The 16,724-nt window shown below is 49.9% G+C and carries 13 protein-coding genes; 2 read left to right on the forward strand and 11 right to left on the reverse strand.

The genetic code is table 11. From position 1 onward, the window contains the following. The 11 genes from V7D78_RS10345 to V7D78_RS10395 form a co-directional block, all read right to left on the reverse strand. The coding region (locus V7D78_RS10345) for an SLC13 family permease (RefSeq protein ID WP_333608373.1) at nt 1–1,358 on the reverse strand (1,358 nt) is incomplete at its 3' end. Then, nucleotides 1,358–2,806 (reverse strand): sulfate adenylyltransferase subunit CysN, encoded by a 1,449-nt coding sequence (cysN, locus tag V7D78_RS10350; protein ID WP_333608374.1) that lies wholly within the window; start codon nt 2,804–2,806, stop codon nt 1,358–1,360. The genes V7D78_RS10345 and cysN, both read right to left, overlap by 1 nt. Continuing rightward, on the reverse strand, nt 2,806–3,717 hold the full coding sequence (gene cysD / locus V7D78_RS10355) for a sulfate adenylyltransferase subunit CysD (protein ID WP_333608375.1): 912 nt from the start codon (nt 3,715–3,717) through the stop codon (nt 2,806–2,808). Before cysD ends, cysN begins: the two co-directional genes overlap by 1 nt. A 9-nt stretch (nt 3,718–3,726) precedes the next feature. After that, nucleotides 3,727–5,148, reverse strand: a complete 1,422-nt coding sequence (cysG, locus tag V7D78_RS10360; RefSeq protein ID WP_333608376.1) for a siroheme synthase CysG — start codon at nt 5,146–5,148, stop codon at nt 3,727–3,729. Between the two features lie 197 nt (nt 5,149–5,345). Next, nucleotides 5,346–6,239, reverse strand: a complete 894-nt coding sequence (locus V7D78_RS10365; RefSeq protein ID WP_333608377.1) for a hypothetical protein — start codon at nt 6,237–6,239, stop codon at nt 5,346–5,348. 270 nt (nt 6,240–6,509) lie between these two features. After that, complete coding sequence (gene ahpF, locus V7D78_RS10370) at nt 6,510–8,054, reverse strand: alkyl hydroperoxide reductase subunit F (protein ID WP_333608378.1); 1,545 nt, start codon at nt 8,052–8,054, stop codon at nt 6,510–6,512. Nucleotides 8,055–8,281: 227 nt separating this feature from the next. Then, a complete protein-coding gene (gene ahpC / locus V7D78_RS10375; protein ID WP_333608379.1) occupies nt 8,282–8,848 on the reverse strand; it encodes an alkyl hydroperoxide reductase subunit C in 567 nt (188 codons plus the stop codon). 262 nt (nt 8,849–9,110) lie between these two features. Next, complete coding sequence (locus V7D78_RS10380) at nt 9,111–9,860, reverse strand: substrate-binding periplasmic protein (protein WP_333608380.1); 750 nt, start codon at nt 9,858–9,860, stop codon at nt 9,111–9,113. A 113-nt stretch (nt 9,861–9,973) separates the two neighbouring features. Then, entirely contained in the window at nt 9,974–10,723 is a 750-nt protein-coding gene (locus V7D78_RS10385) for a phosphoadenylyl-sulfate reductase (protein WP_333608381.1), read from the reverse strand. A gap of 32 nt (nt 10,724–10,755) precedes the next feature. Beyond that, nucleotides 10,756–12,474: an assimilatory sulfite reductase (NADPH) hemoprotein subunit gene (gene cysI / locus V7D78_RS10390; RefSeq protein WP_333608382.1), complete on the reverse strand. Its 1,719-nt coding sequence runs from the start codon at nt 12,472–12,474 to the stop codon at nt 10,756–10,758. Further along, on the reverse strand, nt 12,474–14,294 hold the full coding sequence (locus V7D78_RS10395; protein WP_333608383.1) for an assimilatory sulfite reductase (NADPH) flavoprotein subunit: 1,821 nt from the start codon (nt 14,292–14,294) through the stop codon (nt 12,474–12,476). The genes cysI and V7D78_RS10395 overlap by 1 nt, the downstream gene beginning before the upstream one ends. 296 nt (nt 14,295–14,590) lie before the next feature. Between V7D78_RS10395 and V7D78_RS10400 the strand changes: the two genes are divergently transcribed. Together V7D78_RS10400 and V7D78_RS10405 are read left to right on the forward strand one after the other, a co-directional pair. Further along, nucleotides 14,591–15,385: a DUF2884 family protein gene (locus tag V7D78_RS10400; protein WP_333608384.1), complete on the forward strand. Its 795-nt coding sequence runs from the start codon at nt 14,591–14,593 to the stop codon at nt 15,383–15,385. Between the two features lie 212 nt (nt 15,386–15,597). Then, the gene (locus V7D78_RS10405; RefSeq protein WP_333608385.1) at nt 15,598–16,659 is read left to right on the forward strand and encodes a M20/M25/M40 family metallo-hydrolase; all 1,062 of its coding nucleotides are present in this window, start codon (nt 15,598–15,600) and stop codon (nt 16,657–16,659) included. Nucleotides 16,660–16,724: the final 65 nt, after the last annotated feature.

Genomic DNA, 16,724 nt, shown 5'->3' on the forward strand with positions numbered 1-16,724 from the left:
GCGGCGACGCCGGTTTGGATCATCAGTTGTGCCAGACCAATGGCCGAGCCGACGATCAGCCACAGTTCCAGCGGAAAACGGTTCTTCAGCTCCTTCACCGTAAGCGTGCCTGTGGCAACATAGGCCAGCAACAACAAGGGTAAGCTTTTTATCAGCGGCACTAACTCGAATATGGATAAGGTAAGCGCTGCTATAAAGCCCAGCAGCACCCAATGGCTGCGGCGCGTGGACAAGGGCGTGGCAATAGCCAGGCCATTAACGTAAATAAACTCTTCAGCCAACTGGTGCTGGCCCGGAAACTGTTTTCCTACCGACAGAATTAACACATCGCCGGCATGCAGCACCAGATCACCCAGGCCACCCTGCAGTCGTTCATGGCCACGGCGAACGGCTATCACTACGGCATCATACTCGTGTCGAAACTTAAGTTGTTTCAGGCTTTTACCGACCAGGCGCGAGCTGTAGCTAATGACGGCTTCAAGCAACTCACCTTGTTGTTGATCTTGCTGCAACAGCTCTAACCCCGGAAACTGCTGCAAGCGTTGTACGGCGTTAATATCACCGACAAAACGCAGCTCATCCCCGGCGGCAATCAGGGTATCGGGAGTGACCGGGCATAAGCGGGCGCTACCCCGCTGAATTTCAGCTAAAAACAACGCCTGTAATTCACGCAATTTATTGTGCTCTACCGTTTTGCCAATTAACTGACTATCAGTACGCACATGGGCGCTAAGATAATAGGGCGTTACCTTACTGTCACTGTCGCGATAAGAGGGTAACCAACGGGCGCCCACCACCAATACACCTATACCGGCAATCAGCACCAGAGCGCCTAGCAGGGTAAAGTCAAAAAAGCCCAGCAGCGGCTCGCCGCTTTGTTCAACAAAGCCATTGACGATAAGATTGGTGGAGGTACCAATCAGGGTCAGCATGCCCCCTAAAATGGCACTGTATGACAGCGGCAACAGCAGTTTTGAGGCGGCAAAATGTTGATGATGGCGCAGTGATGACATCAGGGTAGACACCACCGCCGTATTATTGATAAAGGCCGACATCAGTGCGCTGGACAAGCTTAAGCGGGTAATAACACTGGTTAAACTGCTGCCCGCAAAGCCGCGGCTAAGCCAGCTAACCAAGTGCGATTTTTCAATGGCAATAGACACCATTAGCAACAATAGCAAGGTGATCAGTGATGGATTGGCAAAGTTTTGCAGCGCTTTTTCCAGTGGTAACCAGCCAATAAGGTAACTGACTAACAAGGCGCCGCCAAACCACAGCGCCGGTGAGCGCTTGCTTAAGATCAGCCCGCTCACCAGCAGCAACAGCAGCAGTACTACGCCATACTGCTGATAGCTCATTAATGGCCAGCCTTAAACAGCTCGCGTACATCGCGGCTGCCCCAGTGCGGGAAATGTTTGCGGATCAGCGCATTTAATTCCAGCTCAAAGGCACTGATATCGGTGCGCCCGGCCTGCTCCTCTGCCAGCACGGTTTGAATTAAACCTGCGGCCACAGTGGCGTTGCTTAAGCGATCAACCAGAATAAAATTACCGGTGCCAGGCTGGTTGGTAAAGGTATCCAGTGGCAGGGTTTCAGTAAGCTCCAGCTCGACCAGGGCAATGTCATTCATGCTAACCTGCTCAGCGGTTTCTTCGCTTAGCGTATTTACATTGACCTTGTGGTTCAGCTGGTTAATGCTCACTGTGCTTTTACGGGTGGCCAGTTTAATATCATACAAGCGGCCGGTTTGCAGCGGTTGCTCATTAAACCACACCAGATAGGCCAGCGCGCGGTTACTCAAGCTGACGCTTTCATCTGAGGGCACCAGCCAGTCACCGCGACTGATATCAATTTCATGCTGCAAAGTCAGCGTCACGGCCTGGCCGGCGCTGGCGGCACTCTGTTCACCGGCGAAGGTAACAATTTGCTTAATGGTACTTTTCTTCCCGGATGGATAGGCGGTAACCGTCTGACCGACGGCAAAGCGGCCACTTTGCACTGTGCCGGCAAAGCCACGAAAGTTTAAATCAGGCCGATTGACATATTGCACCGGAAAACGGCTGCCGGCTCCGCCGCGCTGGGGTATTGGCAGGGTTTCCAGTAAGGGTAGTAAGGCAGTGCCCTGATACCAAGGCATAGTCTTGGCCAGGGTTAAAATGTTTTCACCCTTTAACGCACTGATCGGCACTATATCAACAGTGGGCACTTTTAATTGCGCCATTAACTGCTGCACATCTTGTTTAATGTCGTTAAAACGCTGCTCGCTGTAGTCAACAATGTCCATTTTATTGACGGCAACAATTAAATGCTTAATGCCTAGCAAGGAGCAAATAAAACTGTGACGACGGGTTTGCGTTTGCACACCGTAACGCGCGTCGATAAGTAAAATGGCGACATCTGAGGTTGAAGCACCGGTGGCCATATTACGAGTGTATTGCTCATGGCCGGGGGTGTCGGCCAAAATAAACTTACGCTCGGTGGTAGAAAAATAACGGTAAGCCACATCTATGGTAATACCTTGCTCGCGCTCGGCTTGTAAGCCGTCAACCAGCATCGCCAGCTCCAGCTCACCGTCGCTGTTGCGACCTTTATGATCACGCTTTAGCGCATCCAGCTGATCATCGTACAGCTGTTGGCTGTCATGTAATAAACGGCCAATTAAGGTGCTTTTACCATCATCGACACTGCCACAGGTTAATACCCTGAGCAGGCCTTTATCCTGGTGCTGCTGTAAATAGCCGCGAATACCCAGCTGGTTCAGTTGCTCGTTTAACGAGGTCACAGGGTGTAAAGGAATTACTGACATCAGAAGTAGCCCTCGCGTTTTTTCAGTTCCATACCGGACTGATCCTGATCAATCACTCTGCCTTGCCGCTCTGAGGTGCGGGCCCGCAGCATTTCTTCTACTATGCTTTCCAGCGTATCAGCTGTTGACTCAATGGCGCCGGTCAGCGGGTAACAGCCAAGGGTACGAAACCGTACCGACTTAAGCTGTGGTATTTCGCCGGGCTCTAACGGCATACGTTGGTCATCCACCATAATTAAGCTGCCGTTGCGCTCCACCACAGGGCGGGGCTTGGCCAGATAAAGTGGCACTATGTCGATATTTTCCTGCAGGATATAAAGCCAGATATCCAGCTCGGTCCAGTTTGACAGCGGAAATACCCGGATGCTTTCACCTTCATTGATGGCGCCGTTGTACAGGTTCCATAATTCTGGCCGTTGGTTTTTCGGATCCCAGCGATGGTGTTTATCGCGAAATGAGTACACCCGCTCTTTGGCACGGGATTTTTCTTCATCACGCCTGGCACCGCCAAAGGCGGCATCAAAACCGTATTGGTTCAGCGCCTGCTTTAAGCCCTGGGTTTTCATAATATCGGTGTGTTTAGCGCTGCCATGCACAAAGGGATTAATGTTCATCGCCAGGCCTTCCGGGTTTTTATGCACCAGCAAGTCAAACTGGTAGTCTTTGGCTAAGCGGTCCCGAAACTCAATCATTTCGCGGAATTTCCAGTTTGTATCGACATGCAGCAGCGGAAAAGGGATCTTACCGGGCGCAAAAGCTTTGCGCGCCAGATGCAGCAGTACCGAAGAATCTTTCCCTATTGAATACAGCATTACCGGTTTTTTGAATTCGGCGGCCACTTCCCGGAAAATATGAATACTTTCGGCTTCAAGCTGCTGTAAATGTGATAAGGCGCTGTCTCGTTCTGACATGGGTTATCCTCAGGCAATATGGGTTAGGGGTTGGGCAAATACCGCCGCTTGCGCGCGTTGGCCAAACCAATGTAAATCCTGTTGTAGTGACACCACCTCACCTATCACCAGTAACGCCGGTGAGCTGACATCATGCTGGGTCACTAAATCAGCCAGCTGCGACAGGGTGCCAGTAATGATGCGCTGTTCGCGCCGGGTGCCGTTTTCAATGATCGCCACCGGCACGGCGCTACTGCGTCCGGCACTGATCAGCTGCTGCTGAATATGGGCGGCCTTCATCAGTCCCATGTAAATGACTAACGTCTGGTTGGTTCTGCTCATGCTGTGCCAGTCAGGCTCGCTGCCATCCGGCCGGCAGTGGCCCGTAACAAACTGCACACTTTGCGCATAATCGCGGTGAGTGAGTGGAATGCCGGCATAGGCAGCACAGCCTGCGGCGGCAGTAACACCCGGTACCACCTGAAAAGCGATGTTATGCGGCAATAGCGCCTGAATTTCTTCACCGCCACGGCCAAAAATAAAAGGGTCGCCGCCTTTTAAACGGCAGACTTTTTTACCGCTCAGCGCTAAATCAATCAGTAATTGATTGGTATCCTGTTGCGCTACCGAATGGGCGCCGGCTTTTTTACCGACACAAAGGCGCTCAGCATCGCGGCGCACCAGCTCCATAATCTCTGGCGATACCAGATAGTCGTACACCACTACATCGGCCTGTTGCATTAGCTGTAAGGCTTTTAGCGTTAACAGCTCCGGATCGCCCGGGCCGGTGCCCACTATATAGACTTCACCGGCCAGAGATTGTGGCTCGGCTAATAAGGCTGTTAATTTTTGCTCGGCCTGCGGCAGCCGGTTCGCCTGCACATCACGCACTACATCAGAGTTAAATACGGTCTCCCAGAATTGCCGGCGCGCGGCAAAGCCAGTGATTTTAGCTTTGACGTTGTCCCGAAAGCGGCCAACCAATTCAGCCAGCGGGCCCAGATGCTGGGGTAGCAAGGCTTCCAGTTTTTCGCGTAACCGTCTGGCCAGCACAGGTGCAGTACCAAAGCTGGAAATGGCGATAACAATAGGGCTGCGATCAATAATCGATGGAAAAATAAAACCGCACTTGGGTTGGTCGTCCACGGTATTCACCAGCATGTTGCGGGCGCTGGCTGCATCGTATACCTGGGCATTAACCAGATCATTGTCGGTGGCGGCAATCACCAGCAACTTGCCATCGAGTAGTGCAGGTTGAAAGTAGCCCTGGATGAGCTCGGCTTTACCTTGCTGCTGCCATTGTAAAAACTCTGTGGCAAAGTCTGGCGCGACAACGGTCAGTCTAGCGCCGGCACTGAGTAAGGTCCCCGCTTTGCGCAGCGCGACCGAACCGCCGCCAACTATCAGCACCGCTTTATCGGTTAACTTTACAAATAAGGGTAAATATTGCACTGCCGCTCCTGAGTCCGATCAAAAAGTGTCGGTATAGCGCTGCAGCATAGCCGTCTGTATGGCTTAAATGAAATAGTTAATCACACTCACATATAACTAAAAGGAATTAACATGGCAAGTTATATAGCTTAGAGCTTAAGCAGAAAAAGAAAACCGCAACCACAGTGAAGTGATTGCGGTAATAACAGCAGTGTTTATTACTTACGACGATAGCGCACTAATCCGGCCATACCGGCAAGCATCAGCATAATACTGGCGGGTACTGGAATAGGATTAGGATCTGTCGGAATATCAATAGTACGTAAAGAGCCACCCATAACATAGGCATAAGTCCAGGTTGTTGATTGGCCTGCCATTAAATCACCTAAATTAAAACCAATACCTATACCGTGATCTGCCGTAGTATTGTTACCAGCATTTCCGCCGGCTAAATACACATCTGGATCAGTAACGTTGCAGCAGCTGGTTACTATGCCGGTGTTGTGGGTAATAGGACCACTGTAAAATAACCCCAGTGGCAAGCCTGATACTGCACCAACAGAGCCAACAAAGTCTTCCATTGGAACAGTAGGTGCAATACCGCGCTGGTTATTGGTATCAAAGGTACCATGAGTACCAACATCCGGATCAGGGTCAACAGCGCGTGAAATACGCACATTGGTCAGATCGATTAAGGCGGTGATAGTGGTGCGGATATTCACGCGCTGCTCACCGTTGTTAAAGAAAAACAGATGTTCAATGCTGTACAGGCTGTTACCACCATTCCACACCGCTGCATGCGTAGCCGCGGCAGACGATGAGGTGACGCCAGAAATTTGCATGCCGCCACTGTTACTATTCATTAAACTGGAGCTGGTGCCGACACGAACACCAAAACCCTCGAAAGGTGTGCCCGGAGAGATATAGTCAGTATTGGGATTAAAAGTACCGCTTTGTGTTGGATCATAACGCAATGAGCTTAGTACACCAAGGTCAGTAATCACCGCTCGTACATAGTCGCTCTCAAGGGTAATGATGGCCGCTGACGCATTGAGGCTGAATAAGCCACAACTTAACGCCAGTAAGCCGCTGGTTAGCATCTTGCTGTTCATTATTGTGTTCTCCTGATATAAGTTATCATGCTGAAATTTTGTAAAAAATCGCAGGTTTTAAAAATTAAGCACAATACGTGCCATTTAAATAATCCATTAAAAACATATGCTTATATTGGCATCTGTTAATGAGTGTAAATATATCCGACAACATTTACCTAAAAAGGTATTTTTGTTTTAAAATTAGAAAAATATCAGTAAAAAAAGCGGCAACCAAGGTTGCCGCAAAGAGGGATGAGAGAGGTATCCCGGGAAGCTAAAAAGTATTGCTTAGTGACGGATTAAATAATCAAAGGCACCCAGTGAGGCATGGGCTCCTGAACCCATGGCAATAATAATTTGCTTGTAGGGCACAGTGGTGGCATCCCCGGCGGCAAACACGCCCGGTACAGAGGTTTGGCCGCGCTCATCGACAATAATTTCACCGCGCGGTGATAATTCCAGTGCGCCGCGTAACCATTCGGTATTGGGTACCAGACCAATTTGCACAAAAATACCCGCCAGTTCGACATGATGTGATTCACCGGTTTTACGGTCGGTATAATTAATGCCATTGACTCTGTTGCCATCGCCGGTCACTTCGGTACTTTGTGCTTCAGTAATAATGGTAATGTTACCCATTGAATTGGCTTTTTTCACCAGTACCGCATCAGCACGCAGCGTGGCAGCAAATTCCAAAACTGTCACATGTTCGACAATACCTGCTAAATCGATGGCCGCTTCAATACCTGAGTTACCACCGCCAATAACCGCGACTTTTTTGCCCTTAAATAAGGGGCCATCACAGTGCGGGCAGTAAGCCACGCCTTTACCACGGTATTGCTGCTCGCCCGGTACGTTCATTTCGCGCCAGCGTGCGCCCGGGGCCAGGATCAGGGTTTTGCTTTTTAATACGGCGCCGTTTGCCAGTTCAAGTTCAACCTTATCGCCCTTGCTCAGCTTTACTGCACGTTGGTTGTTCATAATATCCACGTCGTATTCACGTACATGGGCTTCAAGCGCATTGACCAATTTTGGACCTTCGGTGTATTTTACCGAGATAAAGTTTTCAATACCCACGGTATCGGCGACCTGGCCACCAAAACGCTCAGCTAAAATGCCGGTATTTAGGCCCTTACGAGCCGCATAGACAGCGGCAGAACCACCCGCCGGGCCACCACCCACTACCAGTACGTCAAAATCGGCTTTGTTTTTCAGTGCCTCGGCCTGGCGTTTTTCGGCATTAACATCAATTTTCTGGATGATTTTTTCCAGCGTTATAGCGCCCTGTGAAAACAAATCGCCATTTAAAAATACGGAAGGTACTGCCATCACATTGCGATCGGTTACTTCTTGCTGGAACATAGCGCCATCAATCATCACGTTAGTAATGTTGGGGTTAATGGCAGACATAATATTCAGCGCCTGCACCACTTCAGGACAGGTTTGGCAGCTCAGCGAAATATAGGTTTCAAAGGCAAACTTGCCGGGTAACTGACGAATTTGTTCAATAATATCGGCTTCCACCTTTATCGGATGGCCGCCAGAGTGCAACAGCGCCAGCACTAAAGAGGTAAATTCATGGCCCAGGGGCACGCCAGCAAAAGTAATATGCGTATCTTTAGCTACCGAGCGTACCAGCATAGCCGGTTTGCGTGCCATAGCGGTATCGTCACGACGTAACGAGACTAACGTTGATAAACCGGCAATGTCATTGGCCAGTTGTGACACTTCGTTGGATTTGGCGCTATCGTCTAAAGATACCACCAGCTCTACCTCGGTTTTCAGGTTCTGCAGATAGGTTTGTAATTGTTGCTTAAGGTTAGTATCTAACATAAAAACTCCCGGAAATTGGTCTGGGTAAATATAAGACGATTAAAAAATCAGCGTCAAAAAGCCTCAGCCTGTAATACAGACTGTCAATATTCAGCGTTGGGATAAACCGGGCAGGCAATACCTACCCGGGTACCAAACCGTGTTTGGCAGAGGGAAGCTGAACTACAGCTTCTTTTAGAGGGCTGTAGTCAGGTTCCGCTGCAGTAAACTGCAGGATGTGGCACTGCTTAGATTTTACCAACCAGGTCCAGTGAAGGCGCTAATGTCGCTTCACCTGGGGTCCATTTGGCCGGGCACACTTCGCCGTCATGGTTTGCTACATATTGTGCAGCCTGTACTTTACGGAACAGTTCTGCAGCAGAGCGGCCGATACCCAGATCATGAATTTCAGCAACTTTGATTTCGCCTTGTGGGTTAATCACAAAAGTACCACGCAGTGCTAAACCTTCTTCTTCAATCATCACACCAAAGTTACGGGTAATGGCGCCAGTCGGGTCGCCGATCATTGGGTAAGTGATTTTTTTGATGGTTTCAGATGCATCATGCCACGCTTTGTGGGTGAAGTGAGTGTCAGTAGATACTGAGTACACTTCTACACCGATTTCCTGGAACTTAGCATAAAAGTCAGCCAGATCGCCTAATTCAGTAGGGCAAACGAAGGTGAAGTCAGCTGGGTAGAATACCACTACTGACCACTTGCCGGCTAAATCCTGATCAGTTACCGGAACAAATTTGCCTTGGTGAAATGCAGTGGCTTTAAATGGCTTAATTTTAGTATTGATAATAGAAGACATAGTCTTGCTCCTTTAGGTTAATAAAACGGTTTCCGTTTCAACTGAGGCCATAGTACAGATAAAATGGCCTCATTCAAAACGAATAAAAACTATTAAGCTAATCGCATTTATTGATTAGAACTGCCAGGCATATGCTGAGCACAGATTTGAGATGAGGTCAGTAGCCGCCTTTCTCAAGCGTTACCTGTAAAAAGCAATGGTTTTAATAGCAGGCTAGCAGGCTAGCAGGGTTAGGTGACAGCATTCTTACATCAACTCAGCGTTAGTCAGAGCTGACACTGTAACGTTGTATAATCTGCTGCAGCTGTTCGCTGTGCATTTGAGCGTTGATGGATGCCTGCAGCTGCTTTACTAAATCAGCAGAAATGGCAGGGTTCAAGGCTAGATAATTTGCTCCTAAATCTGATAAAGCTAATACCGGGACGACAAGATCTGCTGAGGAGCCATATTTCGCCAGCCAAACAGGGATAACCTGGTCAGAGCCAATGATTAAGTCTACTTTTTGTTGTAAAAGAAGGGGTACGGATTCCGCTTTAGAGGAAAAATCTAACAAGTTTTTACCGTGTACAAAACCTTGTTCTAAAAAGTACAACTCATAAATATCTCCGCGTGCTACGGCAACGCTAAAGTTTTTTACCTGTTCTAAATTTTCTGGTGCGATTTCTGGTCGGCTTTTTAAGCGATATAAAAACGTTTTTGCTGATGCCAGAGGCCCTACCCACTGAAATAACCCTTCTCTCATAGGGTGGCGTGATGTGGAGTAAATAGCGCCTTGCGGATCTTTTAGCGCATATTCATAGGCACGCAGCCAGGGCAGCACCTGAAAATGGCAATCGAGGTTCAGCTCGGCGCAGGCTTGTTTTACTAATTCGGTATTAATGCCAACAATTTGATTTTCTTTTAAAAAATTGTAGGGCGGGAAATGTTCGGTATAAATGTTCAGGCGTTGTTGCGCCACGGCCGGCAACACCCAGCCTAGTAGCAACAGCAAAGTTAACACTCTGTGTAACAACAACCACCTCTATCATCTATCCCATAACCTCCGCCTAACTATGGCATAGTTTTATGAAAACGGGCATGGTCACTAAAAATAATTGTGGTGACATACAGCGAAATGCTGAGTTTTTAAATACCATCACCATCAACATGCAGGCCGCATTCGCGGCCAAAGCCGTTAAAGCGGGTGTCTTGTTCTGACATACCGGGTTCAAATTTGCTGGTGGAATGGGTATCGCCCACCGACAAATAACCCTGCTCCCACAGCGGGTGATAAGGTAGCTGGTGCTCTTTCAGATAATAAAACACCTCTTTGTTAGTCCAGTCGATAATCGGCTGAATTTTCACCACGCCACGACTGATCTCAACAATGTCTTTAGCGGCGCGGGTACTGCTCTGGCTGCGGCGCAGGCCGGTAAACCAGCTGCCGACATTCAGTTCGCGCAGGGCACGCTGCATGGGCTCTACCTTATTCAGCTGGTTGTATTGTTTAATTCCCTCAGCGCTGTGCCACAACTGGCCATAGCGGGCTTCCTGCCATTGCGGGCTTAGTAGCGCCCGGTACACCTGCAAATTCAAATCCAGTTGTTTGGTTAATTGATCAATAAACTGATAGGTTTCAGGGAACAAATAGCCTGTATCCGTTAACACCACCGGGATCTGTGGCCGCTGCCGGCTAACCAGGTGCAGCATCACGGCAGCCTGAATACCAAAGCTGGAACTCAGCATGGGGTTAAGCGGCAAATGCTTCAGCGCCCATTGAACCCGCTGTTCGGCATCAAGCGGAGCCAGTGTGGCATTGATGTCTCTGAGCCAGGCCTGCTGCACTGCTGCAGGCTGGCTGAGTATTTGCCGATAATCGTTTATAACATCAATCATCTGTTACCTGCTGTGATCTGTTAGCCAAATGCTTATGCATGAAAGTCGGTTTTAGACTCTTTTACTTCCGCCACTATGTTGGCGCGGATCACAAAGTCACCAAAACACTCACCGCTGAGGCGGTCGCTGGCCCACAGACCAATCAGCTTATCAAGCTCGGTGAGGATTTGTGCTTCGCCAACGTTGTCCAGATACAGCTTAGGAATGCGGGTACCCACCCGGTTACCACCCAGATAGACATTGTATTTACCCAGGGCCCGCCCTACTAAGCCGACTTCCGCCAGCATGGCCCGGCCACAGCCGTTGGGGCAGCCGGTCACCCGCAGTACGATATGATCGTCCGTTACGCCGTTTTTGCTCAGTAAGCCTTCAACCTTGGTCACCAGCTCGGGTAAATAACGCTCCGCTTCGGCCATAGCCAGCGGACAGGTCGGGAATGCCACACACGCCATGGAGTTTTTACGTTGCTCGCTGTGGCTGTCGTCTATCAACCCATGTTGGCGCGCCAGCTGTTCTATTTGCGCTTTTTGCGCGCTCGGGACACCGGCAATAATCAGGTTTTGATTGGCGGTCATGCGCAAATCGCCCTGATGCACTTTGGCAATTTCGGCTAAGCCAGTTTTAAGTGGCTTGCCCGGGAAATCTAAGATGCGGCCGTTTTCAATAAAGAGTGTTAAATGGTGTTTGCCGTCGATACCTTCTACCCAGCCAAAGCGATCGCCGCGGCTGGTAAACTCGTAAGGCCGCACGGGCTCAAACGCCACGCCAACCCGTTTTTCCACTTCACTGCGAAAGCTATCCACGCCAATGCGATCGATAGTGTATTTGGTTTTGGCGGTTTTACGGTTAACTCTGTCCCCATAGTCCCGTTGCACAGTCACCACATGTTCGGCGACCTTAAGTACATGCTCCAGGCTGATAAAACCCAGCTCTTCGGCGCGCCGTGGATAGGTAGCATTATCGCCAAAGGTCATGGCCAGGCCGCCGCCGACCAACACGTTAAAGCCGATCAACTTGCCGTCCCGGGCGATGGCAACAAAATTTAAATCATTAGCGTGTACGTCAACATCATTGTGCGGCGGTATCACCACTGTGGTTTTAAACTTACGCGGCAGGTAGGTTTCACCCAGTACCGGTTCGGTTTCAGTGGTTTCCACCTTTTGCTCATCCAGCCACAGCTCGGCATAGGCGCGGGTTTTGGGTAGTAAGTGTTCGCTGATTTTTATCGCCCACTGATAAGCCTGCTGATGCAGCTCGCTTTCTACCGGATTAGAAGTACAAAGCACATTACGGTTAACATCACCGGCGGTAGCAATAGAATCAATACCAATCTGCTGTAAAAACTGGTGCATCGGCTTGATATTTGGCTTTAACACGCCATGAAACTGAAAGGTCTGGCGGGGGGGCAGCCGAATGCTGCCGTACATGGTTTGCTCAGCGGCAAATTTATCAATAGCCAGCCATTGCACAGGGCTGATGATGCCGCCCGGCATACGTGCCCGTAGCATCACATTGTGCAGCGGCTCCAATTTTTGCGCAGCGCGCTCGGCGCGGATATCCCGGTCATCTTGCTGATACATGCCATGAAAGCGGATCAGCATAAAGTTATCGCCGCTAAAGCCACCGGTGATCTCATCTTTTAAATCGCTGCTGATAGTGCCACGTAAATGCTCACTGTCCGCTTTTAAGCGTTCATTGTCAGACAGCTTGCCACTGACTACAAACTCTGGGTTTATCGGGTACTGACTCATTAATACACATCCTTCTGATAGCGTTTGGCTACCCGTAACTGATCGAGATACTGCTGGGCTGCGGCCGGGTCTTTTGAGCCTTGCTGCTGAATAATAGTCAGTAAGGCCTGATGGACGTCTTTGGCCATCTTAGCGCCATCGCCACATATATAGAGGTGTGCTCCCTGCTCCAGCCACTGCCATACTGTTGCCGCCTGCTGCAGTAATTTATGCTGCACGTAGACTTTGCTGGCCGTATCGCGGCTAAAGGCGACATCCAGTTTAGTCAGCAAGCCTTGCTTCAGGTATTGTTGCAGCTCTACCTGATATAAAAAGTCCTGGGTAAAATGCGGGTTACCAAAAAATAACCAGTTTTTACCGCTGGCGCCACGGGCATCACGTTCCTGCAAAAAAGCCCTGAACGGGGCTATGCCGGTGCCGGGGCCAATCATAATCACTGGGGTGTCATCATTGGCCGGTAAACGGAAATGGTTATTTTGTTCAACATAGACTTGCACGGTCTGACCTTCGGCCAGGCGTTGGGTTAAAAAGCCGGAGGCGCCGCCTAAATGTGGCAGGCCATGGGCTTCATAGCGCACCACGCCCACGGTCAGATGCACTTCTTCACCCACCTCGGCTTGCGAAGAAGCAATAGAATACAAACGGGGTTGTTGTTTGCGCAGCGCATCGACCAATTGCTGGGCACTGAGCAAGCCGGGGTATTGCCGCACTATATCTATAATTTGCCGCTGTGCCAGATAGTCACGCAACGCGGTTTTATCCTGGCTCAGTGCCTGCAGCTCAGTGTGGCCTATGGCTTTGGCATATTTATCAACAAAGGCCGGGTACGACTGCGTAAGCTCTAACTGCTCAGTTAACGCCTGACGAATGCTCCGTTGCTGCTCACCCAGTGTCACCGGGGTATCGCCACTGATGGCTGTTAGCAGCAATAATTCGCGCACTAAGGCCGGATCATTATGAAAATATACCCCTAAGGCATCGCCAGGTTGATACTGCAAGCCCGAGCCCGCCAGCGAAAGTTCAATATGGCGCACATCTTTGCTGGAATCACGGCCGGTAATTTTTTGATTCGCGAACAATTCTGCGTGAAATGGCTGCTGCTTGGAGTAGCTGCTGGCCGCGGCGGCCGTTGCCGGCGAAGTTGCACTGTTGCCTGGCCAGGCAATTACCTGGGCAGAGCTGGCACTGGCGCTCAGCTCTGGCTCCAGCGCAGTTATCAGACGGTTTTGCCAGGCGCTGGCCTCTGCGCTGTAATCAACATCCAGCTCAGCCCGCGGCTGAATAGCCGTGGCGCCGAGCTCTGCTAAGCGCAGATCAAAATCCTGTGCGGTTTTGCAGAAAAACTCATAGCTGCTATCACCTAAGCCCAACACGGCATACTTTAAACCGGTCAGTGTCGGCGCTTTTTTACTGAACAAAAACTGATGAAAACTTACCGCGTTTTCTGGTGGCTCGCCTTCACCATAGGTAGAGGTAACAATAATCAGGTAGCGTTCTTGCTTTAACTGGCTGCTTTTGTATTCGGCCAGGTCCTGCACTTTTACACTGAAACCTTTGGCGTTAGCGGCATCGCCGATAGCCTTGGCCAGGTGTTGGGCATTACCGGTTTGCGAGCCATACAACACGGTTAAGGTGGCACCCGGCACTGCAGCGGTTTGAACCTGGCTTTGCCCCTGACCCATTAATTGCGCGCTGGCGGCCAGATAGCCACTTACCCAGGCTTGCTGAATAGGATTGAGCTGACTAACCAAGCCCTGTAGCTGACTGACTTGCTGCTCTGACAGTGGGCTGGCCTGAGCGACTAAAGAAGACAAAAGCATAACAACACCTGTAATGATGGAATCTGGCCATTTTAGCCGTCTAAACGTATGGCGCACAAAGAATGGATCGGTCTGCGTTATTCCAATAAGTAATTAAAAACACCATTGATACCAAATAAAACATTATTAATGAGGAGTGTGTAATTGACTAAAAAGTCGTGTTTTTTGCCAATATTCTGCAGCGCATAAAGGGCTTCATAAAAATAACCATTAAAAATCAATAGCTAAAAGTTGGCATCCACTTTGCTCTACTAAAAACGTTATTTACAACACTTATTACAGCAAGGACTATAACGATGAAAACACTCCTTATGATTGGCAGCCTGTTAATGGCTGGTCAGGTTAATGCGCACCAGCAATGTCAGTTGCAACTGAACAACGATTTACTGATCGAACAGCAGCAGGTGCAATTGCTGAGCAACAATCAGCCATTATGGCGCATCAATAACGATGGCCAGTTATGGCTGGATAACCAGCCGGTGAGCACTGATGCCGACACCCGTAAGCTATTGCAACAGTATCAACAGGGTGTACGCCAGCAAGCAGAAGAGACAGTGTATGTTGTGACTGAGGCCATGGCTCTGGCGGCTACCGCTGTCGAGCAGGTGCTGACTGAGCTAACCGGTAAACCCCTGAGCAAAAATAAGCCGATGCAGCAGGTGTTGCAAAACATTCAAAACAGTACGGATACCATCATAGTCCGCCGTGGTGAGCAGCTGGAAATCAGGGGCAGTCAGCTGCAGCAACTGGATAAGGCGTTTGGCCCGGAATTCGCAGCCGCCATCGAGCAGCTGGTGCAAGAATCTATGGGCAGTATTTTATGGCAACTGGGTAAAGCCATGATGGGCGGTAGCGGTGATTTTGAGCAACGCATGGATGCCTTTGGTCAGCGCATGGAGCAGTTCGGCGAGCAACTGGAGCAAAGTATGACCGCCAAAGCGGATTTGCTGGAGCAGCGTGGCGATGCCCTGTGTCAGCAATTGCAGCAGTTAGAACAGTTAGAAACCGCTATTCAGCAACGGCTTCCGGCCATGGTGCAATACGATTTAGTCAATAGCCAGCTGCATAGCAGTCAACAACACAACATGTAAGCCCGATCGATCCCTGAGCACGACTTTGGCGCACTGCTTAGCATGACAGTGCGTCTTTTTTTGCCTGAAAGTGCGTTGGCTCTGTCAGGTGGCTTAGTGAAGTCTAATCGTTTTGTAAAAGTATAGTGGTTTAGTAAAGAAGCAAGCAGCAACAGGTTACAGCAGCACAGGCTAAAGGTATGATAGCCAGAGAAGAATAAGGAATTGAAGTGATGTCTATTGTAAAACGTACCTGGCTGGCGATCTTCGCCGCACTCCTGTTGTTATCTATTCTCGGTTATACGCTGTTGTGGCCGGCACTGTTGACCCATTTAACCCAAAAAGAAACGGCCCGTATTGCGGCTATTACGCCGCAGCAGTTGGCAGATACCATGCCGACAAGGTTGGATATTCAACGGATGATGGACGATTTACGCTGGTTGGCGCATGCTGACAGGCAAGGACGTGCCCCGGGCACAGCAGGTGGCCTGGCTGCCCGGGCCTGGCTGGTACAGCAATATAGCGAGATTGGCCTGCAACCGGCCGGCAGCGAGGGCTACTTGCAGCCATACCGTGTGCCAGAGCATTATCAGTTTAGCCGCTTATTGCGCGGCAGAAATGCGCAAATTCCGGCGGTGGATGATGCGGCAAACGTGCTGGGTCTGGTGCCAGGTACAGTGGCAGGTTTAGCGCCTATCGTGATCACGGCCCATTATGATCATCTGGGTATGCATGGCGATAACATTTTTTATGGCGCGGATGACAATGCCTCGGGCGTCGCCACCTTATTAGAGTTGGCACGTTATCTTAAAGAGCAGCCGCTGCAACACCCGGTGTTGTTTATTGCACTGGACAGTGAAGAAAAAGGCTTACAGGGCGCTATGGCATTGTTTAAACATCAGATGTTAAAAGCCTCAGAGCTGGCGTTTAATATCAATATTGATATGCTCAGTCGCGACACCGGGCAACAGCTGTTTGCGGTGGGCACTTATCAGCATCCGTGGCTGGCGCCGCTGATTGCACAAGTACAACAACAAAGCACAGTTAAACTGATGATGGCGCACGACAGGCCTTGGTACAAAGCCGGACGCACGCAAAACTGGACGCTAAGTTCAGATCATGGTGTGTTTCATCAGCAAGGCGTACCTTTTATCTATTTTGGCGTGGCCGATCATCCTGATTACCACACCCCTCGCGATACGGCAGATAAAGTCGATGTGTCTTTTTACCATCAGGTCAGTGAAACCGTGCTGAGTTTTCTGCAGTCTTTAGATGGGCAATTGCTCAAGCGCTAGCCCGGCGCTCAATAACCAAGTCACAGAGGTTTAGCGTGCTTAATTGACATACTTATTTACAAATC

It is taken from the genome of Arsukibacterium sp. (genome assembly GCF_036735525.1).
GTDB lineage: Bacteria > Pseudomonadota > Gammaproteobacteria > Enterobacterales > Alteromonadaceae > Alishewanella.